Origin of the sequence: Nocardia sp. NPDC127526, assembly GCF_042672265.1 — a bacterium.
Classification (GTDB): Bacteria; Actinomycetota; Actinomycetes; order Mycobacteriales; family Mycobacteriaceae; genus Nocardia.
The window spans coordinates 81167-103773 of the sequence record NZ_JBHXVO010000017.1 but is presented as its reverse complement, the minus strand read 5'-3'; the positions used below and the strand labels follow the sequence as shown (position 1 = coordinate 103773).

At 68.4% G+C, this 22607-nt stretch carries 21 protein-coding genes; 12 read left to right on the top strand and 9 right to left on the bottom strand.

The genetic code is table 11. The annotated features are described in order from the left end of the window. The first annotated feature begins 12 nt into the window (after positions 1-12). From ACFVIV_RS25015 to ACFVIV_RS25005, 3 genes are read left to right on the top strand one after another with little or no spacing between them, the layout of a single operon-like run. The gene (locus tag ACFVIV_RS25015; RefSeq protein WP_379200209.1) at positions 13-936 is read left to right on the top strand and encodes a ferritin-like domain-containing protein; all 924 of its coding nucleotides are present in this window, start codon (positions 13-15) and stop codon (positions 934-936) included. Further along, positions 933-1631 (top strand): hypothetical protein, encoded by a 699-nt coding sequence (locus tag ACFVIV_RS25010; RefSeq protein WP_379200207.1) that lies wholly within the window; start codon positions 933-935, stop codon positions 1629-1631. Before ACFVIV_RS25015 ends, ACFVIV_RS25010 begins: the two co-directional genes overlap by 4 nt. After that, on the top strand, positions 1628-3166 hold the full coding sequence (locus tag ACFVIV_RS25005) for a flavin-containing monooxygenase (RefSeq protein ID WP_379200205.1): 1539 nt from the start codon (positions 1628-1630) through the stop codon (positions 3164-3166). Before ACFVIV_RS25010 ends, ACFVIV_RS25005 begins: the two co-directional genes overlap by 4 nt. Before the next feature lie 297 nt (positions 3167-3463). Here the strand turns inward: ACFVIV_RS25005 and ACFVIV_RS25000 are convergent, their stop codons facing one another. Both ACFVIV_RS25000 and ACFVIV_RS24995 read right to left on the bottom strand, forming a co-directional pair. After that, positions 3464-4234, bottom strand: a complete 771-nt coding sequence (locus ACFVIV_RS25000; protein WP_379200203.1) for an SWIM zinc finger family protein — start codon at positions 4232-4234, stop codon at positions 3464-3466. Next, positions 4231-7125 (bottom strand): DEAD/DEAH box helicase, encoded by a 2895-nt coding sequence (locus ACFVIV_RS24995; RefSeq protein WP_379200201.1) that lies wholly within the window; start codon positions 7123-7125, stop codon positions 4231-4233. The genes ACFVIV_RS25000 and ACFVIV_RS24995 overlap by 4 nt, the downstream gene beginning before the upstream one ends. A 255-nt stretch (positions 7126-7380) precedes the next feature. On the opposite strand from ACFVIV_RS24995, the gene ACFVIV_RS24990 reads away from it, so the two are divergent. Together ACFVIV_RS24990 and ACFVIV_RS24985 are read left to right on the top strand one after the other, a co-directional pair. Continuing rightward, positions 7381-7743, top strand: coding sequence for a hypothetical protein (locus tag ACFVIV_RS24990; RefSeq protein WP_379200199.1), 363 nt, complete (start codon positions 7381-7383; stop codon positions 7741-7743). A gap of 115 nt (positions 7744-7858) precedes the next feature. After that, the gene (locus ACFVIV_RS24985) at positions 7859-8563 is read left to right on the top strand and encodes an HNH endonuclease family protein (protein WP_379200197.1); all 705 of its coding nucleotides are present in this window, start codon (positions 7859-7861) and stop codon (positions 8561-8563) included. Here the strand turns inward: ACFVIV_RS24985 and ACFVIV_RS24980 are convergent. Then, a complete protein-coding gene (locus ACFVIV_RS24980) occupies positions 8504-9082 on the bottom strand; it encodes a TetR/AcrR family transcriptional regulator (RefSeq protein ID WP_379200195.1) in 579 nt (192 codons plus the stop codon). The two genes, ACFVIV_RS24985 and ACFVIV_RS24980, sit on opposite strands and share 60 nt — an antisense overlap. A 120-nt stretch (positions 9083-9202) precedes the next feature. Here ACFVIV_RS24980 and ACFVIV_RS24975 point away from each other — a divergent pair, with 120 nt between their 5' ends. Then, positions 9203-9934: a class I SAM-dependent methyltransferase gene (locus ACFVIV_RS24975; protein ID WP_379200194.1), complete on the top strand. Its 732-nt coding sequence runs from the start codon at positions 9203-9205 to the stop codon at positions 9932-9934. A gap of 9 nt (positions 9935-9943) precedes the next feature. Here ACFVIV_RS24975 and ACFVIV_RS24970 read toward each other — a convergent pair whose 3' ends face one another. From ACFVIV_RS24970 to ACFVIV_RS24960, 3 genes are all read right to left on the bottom strand, one after another. Beyond that, the gene (locus ACFVIV_RS24970) at positions 9944-10777 is read right to left on the bottom strand and encodes a sulfurtransferase (RefSeq protein WP_379200192.1); all 834 of its coding nucleotides are present in this window, start codon (positions 10775-10777) and stop codon (positions 9944-9946) included. Between the two features lie 296 nt (positions 10778-11073). Beyond that, positions 11074-12309: a benzoate/H(+) symporter BenE family transporter gene (locus tag ACFVIV_RS24965; RefSeq protein ID WP_379200190.1), complete on the bottom strand. Its 1236-nt coding sequence runs from the start codon at positions 12307-12309 to the stop codon at positions 11074-11076. Positions 12310-12388: 79 nt separating this feature from the next. Further along, positions 12389-12937, bottom strand: coding sequence for an Lrp/AsnC family transcriptional regulator (locus ACFVIV_RS24960; protein ID WP_379200188.1), 549 nt, complete (start codon positions 12935-12937; stop codon positions 12389-12391). 178 nt (positions 12938-13115) lie between these two features. Between ACFVIV_RS24960 and pdhA the strand changes: the two genes are divergently transcribed. From pdhA to ACFVIV_RS24945, 3 genes are read left to right on the top strand one after another with little or no spacing between them, the layout of a single operon-like run. Further along, entirely contained in the window at positions 13116-14195 is a 1080-nt protein-coding gene (pdhA, locus tag ACFVIV_RS24955) for a pyruvate dehydrogenase (acetyl-transferring) E1 component subunit alpha (protein WP_379200186.1), read from the top strand. After that, complete coding sequence (locus tag ACFVIV_RS24950; RefSeq protein ID WP_379200185.1) at positions 14192-15175, top strand: alpha-ketoacid dehydrogenase subunit beta; 984 nt, start codon at positions 14192-14194, stop codon at positions 15173-15175. Before pdhA ends, ACFVIV_RS24950 begins: the two co-directional genes overlap by 4 nt. 45 nt (positions 15176-15220) lie before the next feature. Beyond that, positions 15221-16699, top strand: coding sequence for a dihydrolipoamide acetyltransferase family protein (locus ACFVIV_RS24945; protein ID WP_379200322.1), 1479 nt, complete (start codon positions 15221-15223; stop codon positions 16697-16699). On the opposite strand, the gene ACFVIV_RS24940 is transcribed toward ACFVIV_RS24945, so the two are convergent. Continuing rightward, a complete protein-coding gene (locus tag ACFVIV_RS24940; protein WP_379200183.1) occupies positions 16696-17139 on the bottom strand; it encodes an acyl-CoA thioesterase in 444 nt (147 codons plus the stop codon). The genes ACFVIV_RS24945 and ACFVIV_RS24940 overlap by 4 nt on opposite strands. A gap of 26 nt (positions 17140-17165) precedes the next feature. Next, positions 17166-18122 carry a cupin domain-containing protein gene (locus ACFVIV_RS24935; RefSeq protein ID WP_379200181.1) on the bottom strand — a complete coding sequence of 319 codons (957 nt, stop codon included), beginning with the start codon at positions 18120-18122 and terminating at the stop codon, positions 17166-17168. A 74-nt stretch (positions 18123-18196) separates the two neighbouring features. On the opposite strand from ACFVIV_RS24935, the gene ACFVIV_RS24930 reads away from it, so the two are divergent. Together ACFVIV_RS24930 and ACFVIV_RS24925 are read left to right on the top strand one after the other, a co-directional pair. Continuing rightward, a complete protein-coding gene (locus tag ACFVIV_RS24930) occupies positions 18197-19054 on the top strand; it encodes an NmrA family transcriptional regulator (RefSeq protein WP_379200179.1) in 858 nt (285 codons plus the stop codon). A 141-nt stretch (positions 19055-19195) separates the two neighbouring features. Next, positions 19196-20548, top strand: coding sequence for an MFS transporter (locus ACFVIV_RS24925; RefSeq protein ID WP_379200177.1), 1353 nt, complete (start codon positions 19196-19198; stop codon positions 20546-20548). A gap of 27 nt (positions 20549-20575) precedes the next feature. On the opposite strand, the gene ACFVIV_RS24920 is transcribed toward ACFVIV_RS24925, so the two are convergent. Further along, complete coding sequence (locus ACFVIV_RS24920) at positions 20576-21067, bottom strand: MarR family winged helix-turn-helix transcriptional regulator (RefSeq protein ID WP_379200175.1); 492 nt, start codon at positions 21065-21067, stop codon at positions 20576-20578. Between the two features lie 105 nt (positions 21068-21172). Here ACFVIV_RS24920 and ACFVIV_RS24915 point away from each other — a divergent pair, with 105 nt between their 5' ends. Further along, positions 21173-22606, top strand: a complete 1434-nt coding sequence (locus tag ACFVIV_RS24915) for an MFS transporter (RefSeq protein ID WP_379200173.1) — start codon at positions 21173-21175, stop codon at positions 22604-22606. The last annotated feature ends 1 nt before the right edge of the window (position 22607 follow it).

The following is a 22607-nucleotide window of genomic DNA, read 5'->3' as shown; positions in this document are numbered from 1 at the left end:
GGAGTCAGAACAATGGCGTTCGCATATTCCGACATGCTCACGGTCATCAAGGACCGGCAGTGGGCCCTGGCCGATATCGACTGGGACGCACCGGGAGCCGAACTCATCACCGCGGAACAGCGGCCGCGGCTCGCGGCGTTCATGGCCGATCTGGTGTGGATCGAGCACGTGGGCGCGCGAGGTTTCGCGGCGCTCACGCTGCGCGCGCCCGACGGGCCGCTCAAGGAGATCTACCGGTACTTCCATGCCGAGGAGCAGAAGCACGCCAATGCCGAACTGGCGCTCATGCGGCGCTGGGGCATGCTCGACGGCGATGCGATGCCATTGCCCAACAAGAACATCCGGCTCGTCATCGAGTGGGTGGATCGGTACGGCGACGGACTGTCATTGCCGGTGCTGGGCACGGTCATTCCGTCGCTGGAATGCGCGCTCGACGGGGCGCTGGTGAAGTTCCTGCTGGACGAGGTCCAGGATCCGGTGTGCCACGAGGTATTCCGGCACATCAACAGCGACGAGTCGCGGCATCTCGCGGTCGGATTCCAGGTGCTGGAACAGCTCGGGGCCGGGCCGATGCGGCGGATCGCCATCGAGACGGCAGGTTTCGCGCTGCGGCCGACGTTCCTCCTGGGCGCGCTGCTCTATACCCCGCTGCTGTCCCGCATGGCCGCCAACATCATGGCAATGGGCCTCGACGAGGAGAAGCTGTGGAATGCGGTGCGCCGCTATGAGAAAGCGGGTGAGCGTGAGCCGAGCATCAAACGGCTGCCGCTCTACCACGTGGTGCGCACCCACGGCATTGCCACCATCAATCGCTGGCAGCCCATCCAGGCGGTCAACGACACCCTCAACAAGGCCATCGACCGCTTCCCGGTGCGGGTGCTCGGCAAGCCGCCGACCTGGTCGCAGGGGCTGACCTACGAACCGGTGGAGAAATGACCTCCCCCGCGCGCCGCCGCAGCGTAGAAACCTTCACCGGACCGCAGATCCATTGCGCCCGCTGGCGCGACGAGGTTCCGCTCACCGGGCGCAGCGTGGCGGTGATCGGCAGCGGCGCGGCCGTCGCACGGGTCCTCCCGCCCGTCGTCGATCTGGCCCGCAAAGTGACGGTGTTCCAGCACGATCCGGTGTGGGTTTTGCCTTGGCCCGAGCTGCCCGGTGCCCGCGAACTGGTGCTGCTCCTGCCCTACGATGCCCTCGGCTTGCTGCCGGCCAACCTCTCTCGTCATTCCGGCGTGCTTTTGGCCGGAATCCATCAACAGCGGCCAAGCCATCCGGGGTATGGATCCCGGCCAAGAGCACGCCGGGATGACGGGGCTGACAGGGTTGAGAGGGTTGACAGGGTGGGCCGGCTCGCACGGGCCGGGTTGCGCCGGGTCGGGTCCGCAGTGCTGCGCCGTGCTGCCACGGCGAATCTCCGTGTGCAAGTGGCGGATCCGTGGCAGCGAAGGCAGCTGACCCCGGATACGACAGCCGGGGTGCGGTTGCACAACCACTACTACCGGGCCTTGCAGCGGCCCAATTGCAAGCTCGTCACCTGGCCGGTCGCCCGGCTCGCACCGCTCGGTGTGCGCACCGTGGACGGGATCGAGCATCGGGTGGACCTGATCATTCATGCGGAGGACATGCCGTGAACAGCACCGTGGTGGACCACGAGATCATTGTCATCGGGACAGGGTTCTCGGGTATCGGGATCGCGATCGCGTTGCGCAAGGCGGGGTTCGATGACTTTCTCATGGTGGACGATGCCGATGGGGTGGGCGGGACCTGGCATTGGAATACCTATCCCGGTATCGCGGTGGATATTCCGTCGTTCAGCTATCAGTACTCGTTCGAGCAGCGGCGCACGTGGTCGCGGGTGTACGCGCCGGGCCGGGAGCTGAAGGCTTATGCCGAGCACTGCGTGCGGAAGTACGGGCTGCGGCCGCGGATTCGGTTCGGCACCACGATTGTTCGTGCGGATTTCGATGACGGGCTGCATTTGTGGCGGTTACGAACGGCCGGCGGGGAGGAGCTCACCGCGCGGTTCGTGATCGCGGCGACCGGAGTGCTGACGCGACCCAAGATGCCCGACATTCCCGGAGCGGAACGGTACTCCGGCGTCACCATGCACACCTCGCGCTGGGATCACGGGCTGGACCTGCGCGGTAAACGAGTAGGGGTCATCGGCACGGGGGCATCGGCGGTTCAGGTGATTCCGGAGATCGCACCCGAGGTGGCCGAACTCGTGGTGTTCCAGCGAACGCCGATCTGGTGCCTACCGCGACCGGATGCGCCTTTGCCGGCGGCGGTTCGAGGGCTCATGCGATTGCCCGGCGGGCAGTTGCTGACCCGGGCGCTCAGCCAGGCGTTCGTGGAGCTCACTTTTCCGCTCTCGGCGCACTACTACAAGGTGCTGCCGGGGGTGGTGAAACTGGGTGAGCGGTCCGGGCTCGCACACTTGAAGCAGCAGGTGCACGATCCGGCGGTTCGGGACAAGCTCACGCCGCGTTATGCGCTCGGCTGCAAACGGCCGTCGTTCTCGAACGACTATCTGAAGACGTTCAATCGGGAGAACGTCGTCCTGGAAACCGATCCGATCACCGAGATCACCAGGACAGGCGTACGCACCCACCAAACCCACCACGAAGTCGACATCCTGATCATGGCCACCGGCTTCAAGGTCATGGAATCAGGCAATATGCCAACCTTCGACCTGCACGGCAGCGACGGCCTCCGCCTCGAGGAATGGTGGGACACCCACCGCCTGCAAGCCTACGAAGGCGTAAGCGTCCCCGGCTTCCCCAATTTCTTCAGCATCATCGGCCCCTACGGATACAACGGGGCGTCCTACTTCACCCTCATCGAACTCCAGACCCGCCACATCCTGCGGTTGCTCCAGCAAGCTCGGCGTGACCGCGCCACTCGCGTCGAAGTCACCCATGAAGCCAATGACCGATACTTCCAGGAAATGCTGAACCGCCGTGGAACCCAGGTCTTCTGGCAAGACAGCTGCACCCTCGCCAACAGTTACTACTTCGACAAAAACGGCGATGTCCCCTTACGCCCAATGAGTACCGTCGAAGCATTCTGGCGGGCAGGCCATTTCAACCTGACCGATTACCACTTCAAGAAAACCCCCCACCCCCAACAGACAACAACCAAAGCAGATCGAGCCTCCACTCACTAACCCGGCAAGCCCCCACCCCGCCCCACCCCGCCTCTTCTATCCGAGATGTCCGCCGAAGGCGAACCGTCAATTAACTGTAGGGATAACAGTTGGTGCACCCACTGTGTGGGTTCGGGGCCGTCTCGATTTTGGACTGAGTGGAGCGTGCGTCGGAGCGGGGGAGCGAAGCGGAGGAGCTCCGGCGTGCGCGGAGGGAGGGAAAAATCGAGACCTCCAGGCCCCGAACCCCGCCGGAGCGAAGCGGAGGCAAATTAAACACAGCCACGAGCGTTCCTAATCAGACCACCCCAGTGACGCTCAGTCCTCCAACGCGCGATACAGCACCCGAACCTGCCGCAACCCCGACTCAGCAGTCTGCTCGTCCTCAGCAGTCATCCGCAAAGCCTGCCGCAGCAACACAGCGTCAAGATCCTCCGGAGCCGCCCGATATTCCGGCTTCGGCAACTTCGGCAGAGCAACCTCGTCACCATAAAGATCAGCATTGTCCACCGCCACCGTCTCACGCTCGACGCTCCCGATGAGCGCGTCGATTTTGATGCCGCGCAGCGTAAGCAAATCCCCCGGATGCTCGTCGAGCCGCTCAGCGATGACATAACAGATCGCCGCCACATGCTTACACGGCCAGCCGGAATCCGGACAGGTACACGAGAAATCCAATTCCGACGCCGTGGTAGGCAGCAGCAGCGGCGCCAACCCATGAGGCAGTGTGCCGGAAGCAATTTCGCCGAGCATGCCCGGAGTAGCACGAACCAGCGTCACCAGTTCGGCCAGCCGTTCGTCGCGAAGCTGCCGCATGGTCAGCACCGAGATGAACGGCCGCGGCTGGCTGCCTTGAACCTCCGCGCTGACCGCGCCCGGTTCCAGCCGATAGCTGATGACCTGCCCCGTCCGGGCATACGAGCGTCCGCGAGTCAAGCGCCCGGCGTCGGCAACGTCTTCAATGGCTTCGAGAAACGAACGCCCCCACCAGGTTTTGGCAAAGGCAGCCCCTCGCCGGCTACGAGCAGGCACCCCGCCCTTGACCGCCCGCCGAGGACCGAATTCCGAGAAGTCGATACGGCCATTCATTCGCCAACCGCCTCAGCACCGAGCGCGAGCAACGCACGCAGCTCATCATCCCCCAGTTCGGTGATCCACTTCTCGCCCGCACCAACAGTCAGATCAGCGAGTTGCCGCTTCCCCTTCAACATGTCGTCGACCCGCTCCTCGATGGTGTCCACGCACACCAGCTTGCGAACCTGCACATCCCGGCGCTGCCCGATGCGAAAGGCGCGGTCGGTGGCCTGGTTCTCCACCGCCGGATTCCACCAGCGATCCAGGTGCACAACGTGATTGGCGGCCGTGAGATTCAAACCGGTGCCACCCGCCTTGAGCGACAGCAGCATCACCGGCGGGCCACCTTCGGACTGGAAGTTCTCCACCATGGCATCCCGCCGCTGTTTGCTCACCCCGCCGTGCAGGAAGGGCACCTCGGCGCCGAACCGCTCGGACAGGAAGGGAGCCACCAGATCACCGAATTCGGCGAACTGGGTGAATAGCAACGCCCGCTCGCCATCGGCGATCACCGACTCCAGAATGTCCTCCACCAGAGCCAATTTCCCGGAACGATGGTGGCCCCGTCGCAGCAGCGCCGAACCGTCGCTCAGGTAGTGCGCGGGATGGTTGCACACCTGCTTGAGGCGGGTGAGCGCCGCGAGCACCGCACCCTTGCGCTCCATCCCCTTCGCGGACCTCAGCTTGGCCGACATATCGTCGAGCACCGCCTGATACAGCGCCGCCTGCTCCACCGTCAGATTGGCCCGCACCGTCATCTCGATCTTGTCCGGCAGGTCCGAGATCACCTTCGGATCGGTCTTCACCCGCCGCAGCACGAACGGCGAGGTGATGGCGCGCAGCCGGGTGATGGCGTTCTCGTCGCGCTCCCGCTCGATCGGCACCGCGAAGCGAGCATGGAAGTCCGCGGGTCGGCCCAGCAGTTTCGGGTTGGCGAAATCCAGAATCGAGCGCAGCTCCTCCAAGCGGTTCTCCACCGGGGTTCCGGTGAGCGCCAGCCGATGCCGCGCCGGGACCAGCCGCGCCGCCCGGGACTGCCGGGTCCCGGCATTCTTGATGTGCTGCGCCTCGTCCAGCGCCACCCGCTGCCAGGACTGCCGCTTCAGCTCCTCCACATCCCGCGCCAGCAACGCGTAGGTGGTGATAACCAGATCCGAATCCGCCACCGCCGCATCGAATTCCGCACCCGAACGCCGAGCCGCCCCGTGGTGCACCAGCACCCGCAGGTCCGGTGCGAATCGCTCCGCCTCGCGCTGCCAGTTGCCCACCACGGACATGGGGCAGACCAGCAAGGTGGGGCCGACGGCGTCCTTCTCGGAAGTTGCTGCCGCAGCGGCCTTTTCACGCTCGTGCACGAGCAGCGCCAGCACCTGCACCGTCTTGCCCAGGCCCATGTCGTCGGCGAGGATCGCGCCGCAGCCCAGGCGGCTCATGGTGGCCAGCCAGGCCAGGCCGCGCAGCTGGTACGGCCGTAGCTGCGCCTTCAATCCGACCGGCTCCGCGACCGGTTCCACCTCGTGTTCGGCATCGAAAAGCTGTGCGGCCCAACCGGTCGCGGACACGTCCTCGAGCGGGACGCCGATCACCGGATGCGCGGACAGCTCGGCGAACAGCCCGCCGATGGTGGTCTCGGTGGCGTCGGTGCGGCCCGCCACATAGTCGGCCGCCGCGGCCAGCATGCGATGGTCGGCCTGCACCCATTCCCCGCGCAATTGCACGAGATCCGATTTCGACCGCACCAGCCGGGCCATCTCCGCCGGTGACAGCACCGTGTCCCCGAGCGCCAGCTCCCAGCGGAAGGACACCAAACCCGCGAGCCCGACGGCGCTTTCGCTCGCGGGCGGGCTCTGCACCTGCAGGCGCAAACTGGGCGCGGCTATCCGCCAGGCACGCGGCAGCAGCAGTTTCACGCCCGCTTCGCGAAGCACGGCCGCCCCGTGCGCGACCAGGTCCATGACGACCTCGGTGGGCAGGAACAGATCCAGGCTGCGGTCGTCGCTGGGCAGGTCCCGCAGGCGCGGATAGGCGTGCTTGGCGGCCGCCAGCTTCTCCCCGGCCGTGCGCACCAGATGCGGATCACCGGGCAGCAGCACCGGTTGCGGCGCCTCGCCCTCACTGCGCAGGCACACCTCCAGCCGCCACAGCCCGCCCTCGTCCTCGGTATCGGGCTCGAGCAGCCGCAGCAGCAGTTCCGGCTCGTCCACGGTGATGCTGGTGCGCCAATCCTCGAGCACCGCGGCCGCCCGATGCGAGCCGCTCGCCAGCGGTTGCGCCCCGAGCAGGGCGCCGAGCAGCGGATGCGCGGGCGATTCCGCGAGACCGAGGCCGCCGCCGACGGCCACCACCGCCGCCGAACCGTCCGCGGCGGCGGCCGGCAACCGGGGCATGATGCGCAGGCGCGCGATCGGATCGGCGAGCTCGCCGGTTAGATGCTCGAGCACCTCGCCCGGACTGCCCGCGACCTGCAGGGCCGGCGGCATGGCCACGGCCAGTTCGGCCAGCCAGGCGCGCTGCCGCTGCCCGCCCACCAGGCGCCAGCGCACCCACCATTCACCGTCGTCACGGCGCATTTCCGGCACGATCCGCCCGGCCCGCACCCAGCGGTCCACCCCGCGCGCCACATGCGCCAGATACCGCAGATCCCCCGCCACCGCACCGGCCGGCAGCTCTTGCAACAGCACCTTCGCGGCCCGTTCCGGCGCCAGCGCATGCGCTTTGACCTGCGCCTTCTCCGGTCCGTTCGGCCCGGGGACCAGGACCTGCGCCTGGTGCCGGAACTTCGCGGCCTGCACGATCGCCCCCAGCGGATCGGGCAGCGTCACGGCGTCGATGGCTGCCACGGCATCACCGGTTGAGTCGTGCCACAGCACCAATCCCGACCCGGGCGACCACAATCCGTGCAGCATCCGACCATCCAATCAGCCCGCACCGACACCGCTGCCGGGACCCGCAGCCACCCGCCGGCGGAAATCCGGCAAATCACCACCCCTACCGGGTCTTTATTTCTGGCCGATATCGGAACATACTGGAATAACCGCAGGTCATCGCATACGGCGATATCAGCTGTGCTCAGCGCAGCCGTCATGCGGGGGTGCACCCGATAATCAACCGCGACTCAATCCGGAGCCGTGGCACTTTCGATACCGAGGGAGGCCGTGAAGATGACGATTCTGCTCCAAGTGCTCGAGCAGAGCTTCACGCCGACGACGCCGTGGGAACGACGAAAGTTCACATTCGTCGATACGACAAAAATCGTGGGGATGCGCCTGGACGGCCAATCCGGGGTGTGGCTGGACCTGTCCCGGCCGGGGGAATCACAGCGGCTGGCGCGCACCGCCGATCCACGCGATGCCATCGCTTTCCTGCTCGCCACTTTCGCCAAGATCGCCGAATGCGAGGAGCGCGGCGGATCCTGGCTGATCGGCCACGACGGCTGCCGGGTGGATTCCATCGCGGCCACCAGGTTCCCGCCCCAGCTCTCCGAAACCGCGGCGGACGACCTCTTGGCGCACGCCTGGTTGTAAGAAACCTCCCGCACAAGTCCGCCGGCCGCGATTCGCGGTCGGCGCGAGAAGTTCTGTGGGGTGCGAAGTTTCGTAATCGACGCGCGCTGTGGGCGCGGGCGAGTAGATATGTGACATGTCCATGGAGCGCGTCCTCGCACTGCTGAGTGCGGTGCTGGCCGTGCTCGTTCTTCCCGGCTGCGAAATGGTCGGCGGGCAGGTCGCGCCCGCGCCCGGCAGTCCGACGCGGGTGGAGATCGAACAGCTGCTGGCGGCGGTGCAGGTCATGCCGGCGCGGCCGAATCCGGCCGGATACGAACGCGGTTGCAAGGCGGGGCAGGGGTGTGTGTTCGGCCAGGCCTGGAGCGACGACCACGACGGGCCGGGCGGGCACGACGGCTGCGATACCCGCAACAATGTGCTGGCCCTTCAGCTCACCGCGGTGGAATTCCGGGCGGGCACCAATAACTGCGTGGTGGTGGCGGGGATTCTGCAAGACCCCTATACGGGAAATCGCATCGAATTCGCGAAGGCCGAGGCGCGGGACGTGCAGATCGATCACGTCTATCCGCTGGCCGCCGCCTGGGATATGGGCGCCTCCGGCTGGCCGCTGGAGCGGCGGGTGCGCTTCGCCAATGATCTCGACTACAACCTGCTGGCGGTGGACGGGAAGACCAACGAGGACAAGAGCGACAGCACGCCCAGCGACTGGCTACCACCGGCCAAGGCCAATCACTGCTTCTACGCGGGGAAGTACCTGCGCGCCGCCACCCAGTACGGCCTACCCATCACCGTGGCGGACCAGGCCACGCTCGAGGGCATTGCCCGAACCTGCCCATAGCCGCTCGAACAGGCGATATGCCTCCGGGGCGGTGAGCGGGTCCTGGGAATCCATCACCGCCTCCTGCAAGCCGAACAGACCCCAGGACAGGTAGGTGATGGTCCCCGCCAGATCGGCGGGCTCCAGCGCCAGCCGCGGCCCGAGGTGCTCGGTGAGCAGCTCCGCGTACATCTGCCGGACCGACCGCAGCACAACGGCATTGGCGCGCTGGCCGATCAGGGGTCGGTAGATGTCGGGGTGGTCGCCGACGAGCCGGAACAGAATGGCGACCGGAGCCAGCAGCGGCGGGTCTCCGTCGTAGGCCGCCAGTTCGGTCGAAATCACCTCGCGCACATGCTCGGTGCAGCTGACCACCAGCAGATCATCCTTGTCGCGGTAGTGCGCATAGAAGGTGGACCGGCCCACATCGGCGCGATCGATGATGTCCTGCACCGTGATCCGGGCGTAGGAGCGCTCCTTCATGAGCTCGATCAACGCGATGTGCAGGGCCATGCGGGTGCGCCGAACCCGGCGGTCCACGGCGCCGCCAGAGCCATTCTCCGGCTTTCCGGCACACTTTCCGGGCCAGTGTTCGGTAAAGGACACATCCCCGGAATCTGGTTCTGGCCTGGCATTTCTCATCCTTCGATGATTGAGCACATGAACTCGAAACAGCAAGTGTCCCGAAACGAACCGAATGAAATCGGCGAGCTCATCACCTGGCCGCGCCGCTACAACCTCTTGACCGATCTCATCTTCCTGGGCCGCGCCGGCGCGGTGCGACGCCGGTTCGCCGACGCCAGCGGCGCCGGGCCGGGGGACAGCGTGCTCGATATCGGTAGCGGGCCCGGCCGGCTGGCGCGCGAACTGGCGCGGCGGGTGGGGCCGCAGGGCCGGGTGCTGGGGATCGATCCCTCCCCGCCGATGCTCGCGTACGCCGCCGAGGACGCACCGCCGAACTGCCGATTCGAAGCGGGCGCGGCACAGGAGCTCACCCAGCCCGATGCCAGCTTCGACGTCGTCACCTCGACCTTCGTCATGCACCACATTCCCGAGGCCGAACGGAAGAATGCCCTGGCGGGCATGTTCCGGGTGCTGCGCCCCGGCGGGCGGTTGCTGCTCGTCGACGCCAATCCCAACACCGGCGTGCACGGCGCGGTGTTGCGGATCCTCGGAAAACTGTTGCGGCACCGGCACGACCACGACCACAATGCGCACGGTCACAACCACCATGCGCACGGCCACGACCACCATGCGCACGGCCAGGATCCGCTGGCGGAGGTCGATGTCCGCCAATATCGAGCCACACTGACCGAAATCGGCTTCACCGACCTGGAATTCAGCCCCGAGCGCTACTCCATCGGGATTCTCACGGCGGTCAAACCGCGCTGATCCCGGGCCTCAGGCCGGTTCCGAACCGGTGGCGACCGGGCGCTTCGGGTCGTTGGACCACTGCGACCAGGATCCGGGATACAGCGACGCCTCGATGCCCGCGGCCGCCAGCGCGGCCACCTGGTGGGCGGCGGTCACGCCCGACCCGCAGTACACCGCCACCGGCCCCGTGCCGAATCCCTCGAAGCGGGAACGCAATTCGTCGGCCGTCTTGAAATATCCGTCCGCGGTGAGGTTCTCGGCCGTCGGCGCGCTCACCGCACCCGGAATGTGCCCGGCGCGCGGATCGATGGGCTCGACCTCACCGCGATAGCGCTCCCCCGCCCGCGCGTCCAGCAGCAGGCCCTGCCATCCGGCGGCCGCGTCGGCGTCGATGACCGGCATATTGCCCGGGGTCAGCACCACATCTCCGGCCTCCGGATCGGGCTCCTCGCCCGCGATCACCTTGCCCCCGGCGCGCTCCCACGCCGGCAGCCCACCGTCGAGAATCGAAACATCCTGCACCCCCGCCCATTTGAGCAGCCACCAGGCCCGCGCCGCCGCCATACCGCCGGTGGCGTCATAGACCACCACGGCATCCCCGCCGCGGATTCCCCAGCTGCGCGCGCACTTCTGCAGGTGCGCCACCTCGGGCATGGGATGCCTGCCCTTGGCGGGCGAGGCCGGCGCGGCCAGCTCGGTCTCCATATCCACGAACACCGCACCCGGAATATGCCCGTCCAGGTAGTGCTGCGGACCGTCCGGGTCCCCCAGCGCCCACCGCACATCCAGCAGCCGCACCGGCGAGCCCCCACTCGCCAGCCGCTCCCGCAGGTCCTCCGCCGAGATAAGCACCGCGCTCAAGCCAACTCCTCTTCGAAGATTCCACCTCGAAACCGACGCCCCAACCCTACGCAGCCCAGCGCGCCACGCACACCAACACACCTCCACTCGCCGAAGAGCTTTCGCGCGCGGGAAGAAACGCTGCCGCCGGCCCGGCATACCGCCGCGCCCCTGCCGTCCGCGCTCGTCACCCGGCACCAGCCGTCCACCATCGGGCGGCCCGCCGATCGTCGTCCCCGGCATGGCGTCCGGCTGGACCGCTGCCCGCCGGGCGGATTCCGGCCGAAAGCGCGCCGGAACGACGAGGGTACGGGGCTCTATCGCTTGCCGGTGGCGGGCGCTGCGGCGGAGGAGGCCGGGCGCAGCAGCCAGCGGACGAGCAGGCCCGCGACCAGGGCCCAGAAGGCCGCGCCGATGCCCAGGAGGGTGACGCCGGAGGCGGCGACCAGGAAGGTGAGGGCGGCGGCGGAGCGGTGCTCGGGCGGCGTCAGGGCCGCGGTCAGGGCGGCGGCGAGGGTGGCGATGAGGGCCAGGCCCGCAACGGTTTCCAGGACGCCTTCCGGGGCGGCGGCGACCAGGGTGACCAGCGCACCGGACGCCAGGGCCAGCAGCAGGTAGGCGAAACCCGCTGTGCCGGCGGCGATCCAGCGGCGCTTGGGGTCCGGGTGCGCGGCGGGGGCGGCCGAGAGGGCGGCGCTGATGGCGGCCAGATTGATGGCGTGCCCGCCCGCCGGAGCGCCCAGGATGGTGCCGAGACCGGTGACCGTCATGGCGGCGCGCCACGGCACCTTGTAGTCGAAGGTGCTCATGACCGCGGTGCCCGGAATGTTCTGCGCGGCCATCGTGACGATGTAGAGCGGCACCGCCACGCCGATGAGCGCCTGCCAGCTCCAGTGCGGGACGGTCAATTCGATGCGCGGCACCATGGCCGACACGTCGACGCTGCGGTGCGTGACGGCGATATCGATGCCCGCGCCCACCGCGGCCACCGCGAAGGCGGCCAGCACCGACCAGCGCGCGGCGAACTTCTGCAGCACCAGCCAGGTGAGAATGACCGGGACCACCACGGCCGGGCTGACGCTCAGCGCCTTGATGGGCGCCAGGCACATGGGCAGCAGCACGCCGGCCAGCATGGCCTGCGCGATCTCCCCTGGAATGGCCGCGATGAGCGCGCCGAGCCGCTGCCAGAAGCCGGTCAGCACAATGAGCACGCCCGCCACCGCGAACGCGCCCACCGCCGCGGGCCAGCCGCCCGCGACCAGGCCGGTGCTCGCCAGCAGCGCCGCGCCGGGCGTGGACCAGGCCAGTGTGATGGGCATCCGGTAGCGGCGGCTGAGCACCAGCATGCCGACGGCCTGGGTCACGCAGACCGCCAGCAGGCCCGAGGCCGCCTGCGCCGAGGTCGCACCCATGGCCGTCAAACCGGCCAGGACCACCGCGAACGAGCTCGTGAAACCGACCAGCGCCGTGACGATTCCGGCTCCGATGGGCTGGCCGATACCGGCCCGGGGCGGACTGTCAATAGCCGGATCGCTCGTGGTGGTTGTACTCATCGGGCAATCGTCGCGGTCCAGTGACCGTCAGGTCAGCGGCCAATCCATGGAAACTGGACTGAATTTCGCGTCGGCTCGCTCAGCGCTCGGCCCGATCGACATCGGGCGGCACCATGCGGAAGGCCTCGTTCGCGGGCGCGGCCCCGGCGAGCCGGTCCAGCAGCGGCGCGGTGCGGGGAGCGACCAGCGAACGCATGACCAGCGCCATATTGGTGCGCTCCACCCCCGGGATCTTCAGGATCCGCCCGGTGATCCGATACAGATCGTCGGCATCCTGGGCCACCACGCGCACGGTGAGATCGGTCGGCCCGGTCATGCCGCAGACCTCGGTGACCTCCGGAATCTCCGCCAGTTCCGCCACCACGGCATCGAGCTGATGCTGATCCACGACCACGGCGACGAAGGCCGCCAGGGGATAACCGAGGGCGCGGGGATCCACGCGGCGTTCGAAGCTGGCCAGCACCCCGTTGGCCTCCCAGCGAGCCAGCCTGGCCTGCACGGTGTTTCGGGACAGGCCCAGCCGGGCGGCCAGTTCGACACCGGTGGCGCGAGGGTTGGCGACGAGCTCCAGCAACAATCGGGCATCCGTGGCGTCCACCGAGCCGGTGATCGGTTCCCTGCTGCTCATGGGGATCAGTATGACACTGGTCAAGGGCCCCGAAACGCGCATTCTGCACAGTTGCCGTGTCGATGCTTGCGCATCGCGCCCAGCGGAGGATCCTGTGTGGTACAGGACACAACGCATCGCTCACGGGACACAATCCCCCGGCGATAACCGTGTATCCGGTGCTCGAGGAGGCGAACCCATGCCCGAGAAGAACACCTACCCGGTGCAATTGATGCAGCCCGACGGCCGCCGCGTATTCGATCGCGCGCATGTCCCCCTGGTCGCCGATATCGACGGCGACGACCTGCGCACGCTCTTCACCGATATGACCGTCGCCCGGCGCATCGACACCGAGGCAACCGCCCTGCAACGTCAGGGGCAGCTCGGTCTGTGGCCGCCGCTGCTCGGCCAGGAAGCCGCGCAGATCGGTTCCGTGCACGCCCTGCACCCCGACGATTACGTCTTCTGCAGTTACCGCGAAGCCGGTGTCGCCTACGTCCGGGGCGTACCGCCGGAACAGCTCACCAGACTCTGGCGCGGAGTGGCCCACTCCTGCTGGGACGCCGACGCGGTCAAGATGACCAATCCCGCCATCGTGGTCGGCGCGCAGGGCCTGCACGCCACCGGCTACGCCTACGCGGCCCATCTCGAGGGCTCCGAGATCGCCACCATCGCCTACTTCGGCGACGGCGCCACCAGCCAGGGCGATATCGCCGAGGCGCTGGGCTTCGCCGCGACCTGGGGTGCGCCGGTGGTGTTCTTCTGCCAGAACAATCACTGGGCCATCAGCGCCCCGGTCCGCACCCAGAGCCCGACCCCGCTCGCCAATCGTGCCCTCGGCTACGGGATTCCCGGCGTCCAGGTGGACGGCAACGACGCCCTCGCCGTGCTGGCCGTCACCCGGCAGGCGGTGATCCGCGCCCGGTCCGGCGGCGGGCCCTCGTTCATCGAGGCCATCACCTATCGCATGGGCCCGCACACCACCGCCGACGATCCGACTCGCTACCGCACCGCCGCCGAACTCGAGCTGTGGCAGCGCCGCGATCCCATCGACCGCATGCGCCGGCTATTGGAGCGGGAGGGACTGTGGGACAGCGCTTTCGAGCAACAGGTGACCGCGGTCTCCGATGACGTCGCCAAACGATTGCGCAGTGCGACGCTCGCCCTGCCCGATCCCGAACCCATGGAGTTGTTCGAGCACGTCTACTCCACCCCGCACCGGCTCGTCGAGCAGGAACGCCGCGAGTACGCCGACTACCTGGAGGGAGCGCGGTCATGAAGACGACTTTCGCGGGCGCCATCAACTTCGGGTTGCGCCGAGCGCTCGAGGACGATCCCAAGGTCGTCTTGATGGGCGAGGACATCGGCCGCCTCGGCGGCGTCTTCCGGGTCACCGATACGCTGCAGAAGGATTTCGGCAACAATCGGGTCATCGATACGCCGCTGGCCGAATCCGGGATCGTGGGAACCGCTTTCGGAATGGCCCTGCGCGGATTGCGGCCGGTGTGTGAAATCCAGTTCGACGGGTTCGTGTATCCGGCCTTCGATCAGATCGTGTGCCAGGTGGCGAAAATCCACTATCGCACCCAGGGCAAGGTGGTCGCGCCGATCACCATTCGCATTCCGTGCGGCGGCGGCATCGGATCGGTGGAACACCATTCCGAATCGCCCGAAGCGTATTTCGCGCACACCGCGGGATTGCGGGTGGTGTCGCCGAGCAATCCGGCCGATGCGTATCTGATGATCCGGCAGTCCATCGCACTCGACGACCCGGTGATCTTCTTCGAGCCGAAACGGCGCTATTGGGACAAGGCCGACGTGGACTTCGATCAACTCGACCGCGGCGGCGGCTTGGCCCTGGACAGGGCGCGGGTCTGCACCAGCGGCGCGGACGCCACGGTCGTCGCCTACGGCGGCACCGTCGCCACCGCGCTCACCGCCGCCGATATCGCCGCCCACGAAGGACATTCGCTGGAAGTGATCGATCTGCGCAGTCTCTCGCCCATCGATTTCGACACCATCGAAACCTCGGTGCGCAAGACCGGCCGCTTGATAGTCGTGCACGAGGCGCCGGTTTTCGGCGGGCTCGGCGCGGAAATCGCGGCCCGCATCACCGAACGCTGTTTCTATCAATTGGAGGCCCCCGTCCTGCGCGTCGGCGGCTTCGACATCCCCTATCCCCCGGCTAAACTCGAACGGCACCACCTGCCCGACCCCGACCGTATTCTCGCCGCGGTCGACCGCACGCTCGCCGCATAACGGTCCATGCACGGAGGAAGCTCGGTGGAAGATCAGCAGCAGGTCATGGAATTCCGATTGCCGGACCTCGGGGAGGGATTGGCCGACGCCGAATTGGTGTCGTGGGCGGTGCGAGTCGGCGATGTCGTCGAGTTGAACCAGACCATTGCCGATGTGGAGACCGCCAAGGCGCAGGTGTCGCTGCCGTGCCCATTCGCCGGGACCGTGCTGGAGCTGCTGGCCGAGCCCGGGGACACCGTGCTGGTGGGCGCGCCGCTGATTCGAGTGGGCGTCGCGGCCGAGTCCGCCACCGCCCCGGCCGAGTCCGCCACCGCCCCGGCCGAGTCCGATGCCGCCGCAGCGGAGACCGCCGCCGCCCCGGCGGAGACCACCACTGCCGCGAGTGGCACGGCCGGGTCCGCCAAGACGGCGGCCGAGCGGCAGTCGGTGCTCGTGGGCTACGGCCCCGACAGCGAACCGGTCTCCCGGCGCGCACGGGCGGCGGCCGCGCGGGCGGCCGCGCCGGAGCCGGAAGCCGCACTGTCCAATGGCACCCCGGACGCTCGGCCGGCCGAATCCGCCACCCGCAGCGCCGGTTCCGGCTTCGACGACGACCGCATGCGGCTCGCCCGCCCCGCCGCCACCCCGGGTGCGCGGAAGCTGGCGCGCGAGATCGGCGTCGATCTGGCGAGCATCACCGGCACCGGGCCGGAAGGCGCCGTCACCGTGGACGATCTGCACGGGGCGCGCCGCGAGCCCCTTGCGGCCGACCACATTCCGATCCACACCGCGCCGCCGGTATCGCCCATGCGCGCCCCGGCCGGTGCGCGCCCGGCGGCCTCCGAACGCGAAACCCGCACGCCCATCAGCGGAATCCGCAAGCGCACGGCCGCGGCCATGGTGGCCAGCGCCCAGCACATTCCGCAGGCCGGCACATTCGTCACCACCGATTTCACCGGCTCGATGGAGCTGCTGGATCATCTGCGCGCCACGCCCACCTTCGCCGGGCTGACGCTCACCCCGCTGGCCCTGGTCGCCAAGGCGACGCTGGTGGCGCTGAGCGAGTTCCCCGAGATCAGCTCGTACTGGGACGAATCCAATCAGGAGATCGTCACCAAGCACTACGTGAATCTCGGCATCGCCGTGGCGACCGAGCGCGGGCTGCTGGTGCCGAATCTGAAGGAGGCCCAGGGCCTGAGCCTGCGCGATCTGTGCCAGGAGATCGGGCGGGTGGCCGAGCTGGCGCGCGGCGGCGCAGCCACGCCGGCCGACCTCACCGGCGGCACCTTCACCATTACCAATGTCGGCGTGTTCGGCGTGGATACCGGTGTGCCCCTGGTGAATCCGGGCGAGGCGGCCATTCTGTGCCTGGGCTCGATCCGCAAGCGCCCGTGGGTGCACCGCGACGAACTGGCCGTGCGCTGGGTGACCACCCTGGGCCTGAGCTTCGATCACCGCATGATCGACGGCGAGCAGGGCTCCCGCTTCCTGGCGAGTGTGGCCGCGCTGCTGGAGGATCCGCTGACCCTGCTGGGCCGGGTCTAGCTCTCCGCGCCGGCCGTGACCACCAAAGGTTCGGCGGCGCTGCGGATGATCTCCGGAATCGGGATGGGCTTGCGGGTCTCATTGTCCACGTAGACGTGGGTGAAGGTGCCGGTGGCGGCCAGCTCCAGGGCGTCGCCGGCCTCGCGGAAGATGGCCAGCTCGTAGTTGATGCTCGAATTGCCCAGGCGCGCGATGCGAATGCCCACCCGCAGCTGATCCGGGAAGCTGAGCGAGCCCAGGAACTTGCAGGAGGTCTGCGCCACCACGCCGATGGCGGGCAGCTCGCGAATGTCCACCCCCGTGGCATGGATCAGCCACGCGTTCACAGCCGTGTCGAAGTAGCTGTAGTAGGTCACATTGTTGACGTGCCCGTAGTGGTCGTTGTCCGCCCAGCGCGTCGGCACCGGCCACAACACCGGGTACTGCTCATCCTGCGTCACCCTGCCGACGATAGCGGGCGGTGATCTCAGGCCGAGCGCTGGTCGGTGGCGTTGCGGTGATCGCGCGGGCTGATGCCGTAGTGGCGTTTGAATGCCGTGCTCAGGGCGAAGGCGCTGCCGTAGCCGACCCGGCGGGCAATGGCCTCCAGGGTGGCGTCGGATTCGTGCAGCAGGTCCGCGGCCAGGGCCAGCCGCCAATCGGTGAGGAAGGCCATCGGGGGCTCGCCGACCAGCTCGGTGAACCGGCGGGCCAGGGCCGCGCGGGACACGCCGACCTCGGACGCCAGCGACGCGACGGTCCAGGCGTGCGCCGGATTGTGCTGCATGAGGCGCAGGGCCTTGCCCACCAGCGGATCGCCGTAGGCGTGGTACCAGGCCGGGGCGTCGGCGCGGGAGAACCAGGCGCGCAGGGTCGCGATGAGCAGCAGGTCGAGCAGGCGGTCCAGCATGGCGCCCTGGGCGGGCAGATCCTTGGCCGCCTCGTCGACGAGCAGATCCAGCACCCGGTCGTCGATATCGCCGCGGCTGAGCACGGCAATGGGCGGCAGGGCGCGCAGCAGTCGGCGGCTGGCCGCCGATTCCTGCTCATAGGTGCCGGTGACCAGGACCGTCGCCGCGTCGGCGCTGGTGCCCCAGCTGCGGATGCCCAGGCTGAGGGTCTCGCAGAGCACCTCGCCCGCGGGCGTCATGGTGATCTGGCCGGGGTGGATGATCACCTGCGGCTCGGTGCCCGGATCGTCGGCGACGGTGTAGTGGTCCGGCCCGCGGAACAGCGCGATATCGCCGGTGCGCAGTTGCCGCGGGGGTAGCTGCTTGCCGTTCTTGGCGTCCGGGATCACCCAGCCGCCGCCGCGCACCACCGCCACCAGGGTCAGCGGGGCCTCGTCGCGGATACGCAGCGACCAGGGCGGATCGAAACTGCTCCGCATGACGAACGCCGACCGTGCGCGTGGTCCTTCGAGCAGGCTGGCCAACGCATCCATACCCAAGACGATGGCAAATGTGGCCGCGCTTCTCAACCATGTTCGCGCGCACCGAATCTCGGTGTACTGGGGATATGACCACCAAAGGCACCGTGAACAGCGAGAATCCGGTTCTCGTACTCGGCGGCACCGGCAAGACCGGCAGCCTCGTCGCCGCCGGGCTGACCGCCCGCGGCGTGCGGGTACGGCTCGGATCGCGCCGCGCGGACATCCCCTTCGACTGGACCGACCGGAGCACCTGGGCACCGGCGCTCAGCGGCATCGACGCCGTCTACCTGTCCTACCAGCCGGATCTCGCGGTGCCGGGCGCGCCCGCCGATATCAAGCGCTTCACCACGGCGGCCGTGGCGTCGGGTGTGCGGCGGGTGGTGTTGCTGTCCGGGCGCGGTGAGCCAGAAGCGCTGGAATGCGAGGGGATCGTGCGGGATTCGGGCCCGGCGACCACCATCGTGCGGTGTTCGTGGTTCGCGCAGAACTTCAGCACCGGACAGTGGGCCGCGGACATCCGCGACGGGGCCATGCTGCTGCCGTGCGGGGATGTGCCGGAGCCGTTCGTGGACGCCGGCGATGCGGCGGAGGTCGCGGTGGCGGCGCTGACCGAGGACGGGCATGCCGGGCAGGTCTACGAACTGACCGGCCCGCGCGCACTCACCCTCGCCGAGGCGCTCGCGGAGATCTCGCGGGCAACGGGGCGCGAGATCGTCTTCCGTTCGCCCGGGCGCATGGATTACGTGGCGCGGCTGACCGCTTCCGGACGGCCCGCAGATGAGGTCAGCCTGCTGGACTATCTGTTCGGAACGCTCTTCGACGGGCGCAACTCGCACACCACCGACGGGGTACGCCGGGCCCTGGGACGCGAGCCCAAGGACTTCGCCGATTATGTCCGCGACGTGGCGCTTTCCGGTGTCTGGGCGGCGCCCGCGCACGCATAACTTGTCGGTGGCCGGGCATACAATTGATACGAAACAGGTTGGAATCCAAAAGATTCGGATCCCCACCCGGAGCGTCGACGAAGCCGCTCGAGGGAGTGGGAAACGAGGAGATACCGGTTCCGGGCCGGTAGCGTCGTACCGATGGCCGCTACAACGCCTGCTCCTCCGATCCGAATCGCCCGTCTGGCCCTGTTTCTGATCTTCGGCCTCAATGGTTTGCTGTCGGCGATCTGGATCGTGCACATCCCGGCCGTGACCCAGCGGACCGGGGTATCGCACAGCACCCTGGGCATGCTCCTGCTGCTCATGGCCGCCGCCGCCATTGCGGGCATGCAGGCGGCGGGACCCCTGGCAGACCGGTTCGGCAGCCGCACCCTCACCGCCGCGGCCGCCGCCGGATTGTCGGTCACCCTGCTCGGCCTCGGCTACGCCACGTCCACGGTCACCCTCGCGGCCGCCCTGCTGGCCTACGGTTTCTGCAACGGCGCCCTGGACGTCTCCATGAATGCCCAGGCCGTCGTGGTGGAACGCGCCTACCCGCGCCCCATCATGTCGGCCTTCCACGCCTTCTTCTCGCTCGGCGGGCTCCTCGGCGCGGTAGCGGGGGCCGCCGCCCAGCGTGCCGACTGGACCAGCCACACCACCTTCGCGGTGTCGACGCTCGGTGGTCTGGCCGTTGTCGCATTGTGCGCGCCCCGCATGCTCGGACCCGGTGCGCCGGACGTGAGCGCCGCGGCCGGAGTGCACGCGGCAGACAGCCCTCCCCCGGCACGGCGGGCGGCCGAACCCGATGCGGGCCATGAGACCGCGGATGCGAACCCCGCGCGGGACGCGAGTCCGCATCCCGAGCCCGAGTGGCGGGCCCTGCCCTATGGCGATGCGGTGCCGAGCGATGCGAGGGCCGCCACCGGCGCGGCACCCGGCCCGCGCGGGATCTCGCGAAAAGTGCTGCTGCTGGGAGTGATCGCGTTCGCGCTGCTGATGGCGGAAGGGGTGGCAGCGGACTGGAGTGCGCTGCAATTGCGGGATCGGCTGGAAGTGGACACCGCCACGGCCGCATTCGCCTTCGCGGCATTCTCCACCACCATGACCCTGGGGCGACTCGGGGCCGACCGGGTCAGCGGGCGGTTCGGACGGGTGGCGGTGGTGCGGTGGGGAACCTTGCTGGCGGCCTTCGGATTCGCGCTCATCCTGGTATCGCCATGGCTGCCGGTCACGCTGGCGGGCTGGGCGCTGTGCGGGATCGGACTGTCGGGCGGAGTCCCGCAGGTGTTCACGGCGGCAGGCAATCTGGGCTCATCCGCATCCGCGACCGATATGTCGCGGGTCTTCGGTCTCGGCTATATCGGGCTGCTCGCGGGTCCGGCGATCATCGGCTGGTTGACCGAACTCATGCCGCTCACCGCGACCATGGCAGTCCCGCTGATCGCAATGCTCCTGTGCGCCTGGGGCGCTCGCGCCGTCGCCCCGGTATCGGCGCCCGCGCGAGATTAGCCGGCCGAGCGAAGGACCAGGCCCGGGTCAGGACCGCCGGTCGCGGACGAAGGCCAGCGGCGAGCGCGGGCCGAGATCGCCGGCCTGCTCGGCATGGTCGAGGAAGGCGTCGACCATGCGGTGATTGAGCACCGCGAGGGCCTTCAGGTCCTCGGAGCTCCACTCGGACAAGGCTTCTCGCATCCACTCGCGCATGACATCGCGAATGGAGTCGACGGCCCGGCGGCCGTCGGCGGTCGGGCTGACCCGCTGGGCCCGGCGATCGTCCGGATCGGGAACGCGCTCGACGAAGCCGGCTTTCTCCAGCCGCTGGATCTGGCGGCTCACGTGCGGCGCCTCGACATCGAGGCGGACGGCGAGCTCGCCGAGCCGCATGGGTTCGGGCGCGTCGGCGAGCAGGCGGAGCAGCGGCACGCTGGCGCGATCGATCTTGATGCCGCATTTGGTCATGGCCCGGTCGTGCCGCCGCACCCGCGTGAGCAGGTAGGACACCCGAGCGAGAGCACGTTCGAGCTCCACTATGTGACCTGTGTCAACGTTGGGGCGGATGGCTTCCGGGGGCGGCATGTGGTTATCTTACGAAATCCGTTTACTTAATTTCGGTAAGTAATCCCAAGGAATCCTATGACTTCGACCGCAGTCGGTCCGGGCGCCGGTGCCGGCACCGACGAACGCCCACAGATTCATCTCGGCCTGACCCTGCTCGCGCTGTGCGCGGCCGGTCTGGTCGTCTCGCTCCAGCAGACCGTCGTGATCCCGCTGCTGCCGCGCATGATCACCCAGCTGCACACCGACGTCTCCGGCGTCACCTGGCTGTTCACCGCCGCGCTGCTCACCGGCGCGGTCTCCACTCCCCTGCTGTCGCGCTTCGGCGACATGTACGGCAAGAAGCCGATGGTCATGGTGGCCATGGGGCTGCTCATCGCCGGCTCGGTGGTCTGCGCCTTCGCGGACTCGCTCGGCGTCTATATCGCCGGGCGCGCCCTGCAGGGCACCTCGGCGGCCATGATTCCGCTGGCCATCGGCATCATCCGCGACACCTTCCCGCGCGAGCGCCTGGTCGGGGCCATCGGCATCGTCTCCGGCACCATGGGCGTCGGCGGCACCGTCGGCCTGCTGGTCACCGGCGTCATCGCCGACCACACCCAGGATCCGCACCCGGTGTTCTGGCTGACCGCCGGGCTCGGTGTCGTGGCCGCGGTGCTGATTCAGGTGAGCGCCAAGAACACTGGCGTGCGGCACGGCGGCAAGCCCGACTTCCTCGGCGCGGCGCTGCTGGCCGGACTGCTGGTGAGCCTGCTGCTCGGCATCAGCCAGGGCCCGCGCTGGGGCTGGGGATCCGGTTCGGTGCTGGGGCTTTTCGGTATCGCGGCCGTGCTCACCGCCATCTGGGTGGTCGTCGAGCTGAAGGTGGAGCAGCCGCTGGTGCGGCTGCAACTGCTGGTCGGGCCGCAGTCGCTGTCGGCGAATATCGCCTCGGCGCTGCTCGGCTTCGCCATGTTCGGATCCTTCACGCTCATCTCGAATTTCATTCAGACACCGGCGGACAAGGTCGGCTACGGCCTGTCGGGCTCGGTGCTCGCGGTCGGCCTGTACGGCATTCCGAGCGCGGCGCTCATGACGTTCTTCTCCTTCCGCACCGGGCGGATCGCGGCGAAGATCGGACCGGCGTACACCCTGGCCATCGGCTCGGCCTTCGCCGGGCTGTCCATGGCCTGGCTGACGTTCTCCAATGCGCACGGCTACGACATGATCATCGCGAATGTGCTGCAGGGCACCGGCTTCGGCATCGGCTACGCGGCGCTGGGCACGCTGGCGGTGCAGCACGTTCCCATGAGCGAGAGCGGGATCGCCTCCGGCATCAACTCGCTGGTGCGCACCGCGGGCGGCAGTATCGCGGGCGCGGTCACCGCCTCGATCCTGTCGGCGCATGTCATCGCCAATACGAAGGTGCCGACGCTGGACGCCTATGTGGCCAGCTTCGCCATTCTGTCCGTCGGCGCGTTCGGGGCCGCCGCCGTCGCCCTGGGGCACGGCCTGCGGCACAAGGGCCACTAGG

What these genes read in the sequence shown, in the direction of transcription:
- ACFVIV_RS24965 (WP_379200190.1), bottom strand. Translation starts at nt 12,309, where the DNA reads ATGAGTACAACCACCACGAGCGATCCGGCTATTGACAGTCCGCCCCGG.
- ACFVIV_RS24985 (WP_379200197.1), top strand. Translation starts at nt 7,859, where the DNA reads ATGTCCATGGAGCGCGTCCTCGCACTGCTGAGTGCGGTGCTGGCCGTG.
- ACFVIV_RS25000 (WP_379200203.1), bottom strand. Translation starts at nt 4,234, where the DNA reads ATGAATGGCCGTATCGACTTCTCGGAATTCGGTCCTCGGCGGGCGGTC.
- ACFVIV_RS24960 (WP_379200188.1), bottom strand. Translation starts at nt 12,937, where the DNA reads ATGAGCAGCAGGGAACCGATCACCGGCTCGGTGGACGCCACGGATGCC.
- ACFVIV_RS24930 (WP_379200179.1), top strand. Translation starts at nt 18,197, where the DNA reads ATGACCACCAAAGGCACCGTGAACAGCGAGAATCCGGTTCTCGTACTC.
- ACFVIV_RS24925 (WP_379200177.1), top strand. Translation starts at nt 19,196, where the DNA reads ATGGCCGCTACAACGCCTGCTCCTCCGATCCGAATCGCCCGTCTGGCC.
- ACFVIV_RS25015 (WP_379200209.1), top strand. Translation starts at nt 13, where the DNA reads ATGGCGTTCGCATATTCCGACATGCTCACGGTCATCAAGGACCGGCAG.
- ACFVIV_RS24975 (WP_379200194.1), top strand. Translation starts at nt 9,203, where the DNA reads ATGAACTCGAAACAGCAAGTGTCCCGAAACGAACCGAATGAAATCGGC.
- ACFVIV_RS24990 (WP_379200199.1), top strand. Translation starts at nt 7,381, where the DNA reads ATGACGATTCTGCTCCAAGTGCTCGAGCAGAGCTTCACGCCGACGACG.
- ACFVIV_RS25010 (WP_379200207.1), top strand. Translation starts at nt 933, where the DNA reads ATGACCTCCCCCGCGCGCCGCCGCAGCGTAGAAACCTTCACCGGACCG.
- pdhA (WP_379200186.1), top strand. Translation starts at nt 13,116, where the DNA reads ATGCCCGAGAAGAACACCTACCCGGTGCAATTGATGCAGCCCGACGGC.
- ACFVIV_RS24995 (WP_379200201.1), bottom strand. Translation starts at nt 7,125, where the DNA reads ATGCTGCACGGATTGTGGTCGCCCGGGTCGGGATTGGTGCTGTGGCAC.
- ACFVIV_RS24935 (WP_379200181.1), bottom strand. Translation starts at nt 18,122, where the DNA reads ATGGATGCGTTGGCCAGCCTGCTCGAAGGACCACGCGCACGGTCGGCG.
- ACFVIV_RS24915 (WP_379200173.1), top strand. Translation starts at nt 21,173, where the DNA reads ATGACTTCGACCGCAGTCGGTCCGGGCGCCGGTGCCGGCACCGACGAA.
- ACFVIV_RS24945 (WP_379200322.1), top strand. Translation starts at nt 15,221, where the DNA reads ATGGAATTCCGATTGCCGGACCTCGGGGAGGGATTGGCCGACGCCGAA.
- ACFVIV_RS24950 (WP_379200185.1), top strand. Translation starts at nt 14,192, where the DNA reads ATGAAGACGACTTTCGCGGGCGCCATCAACTTCGGGTTGCGCCGAGCG.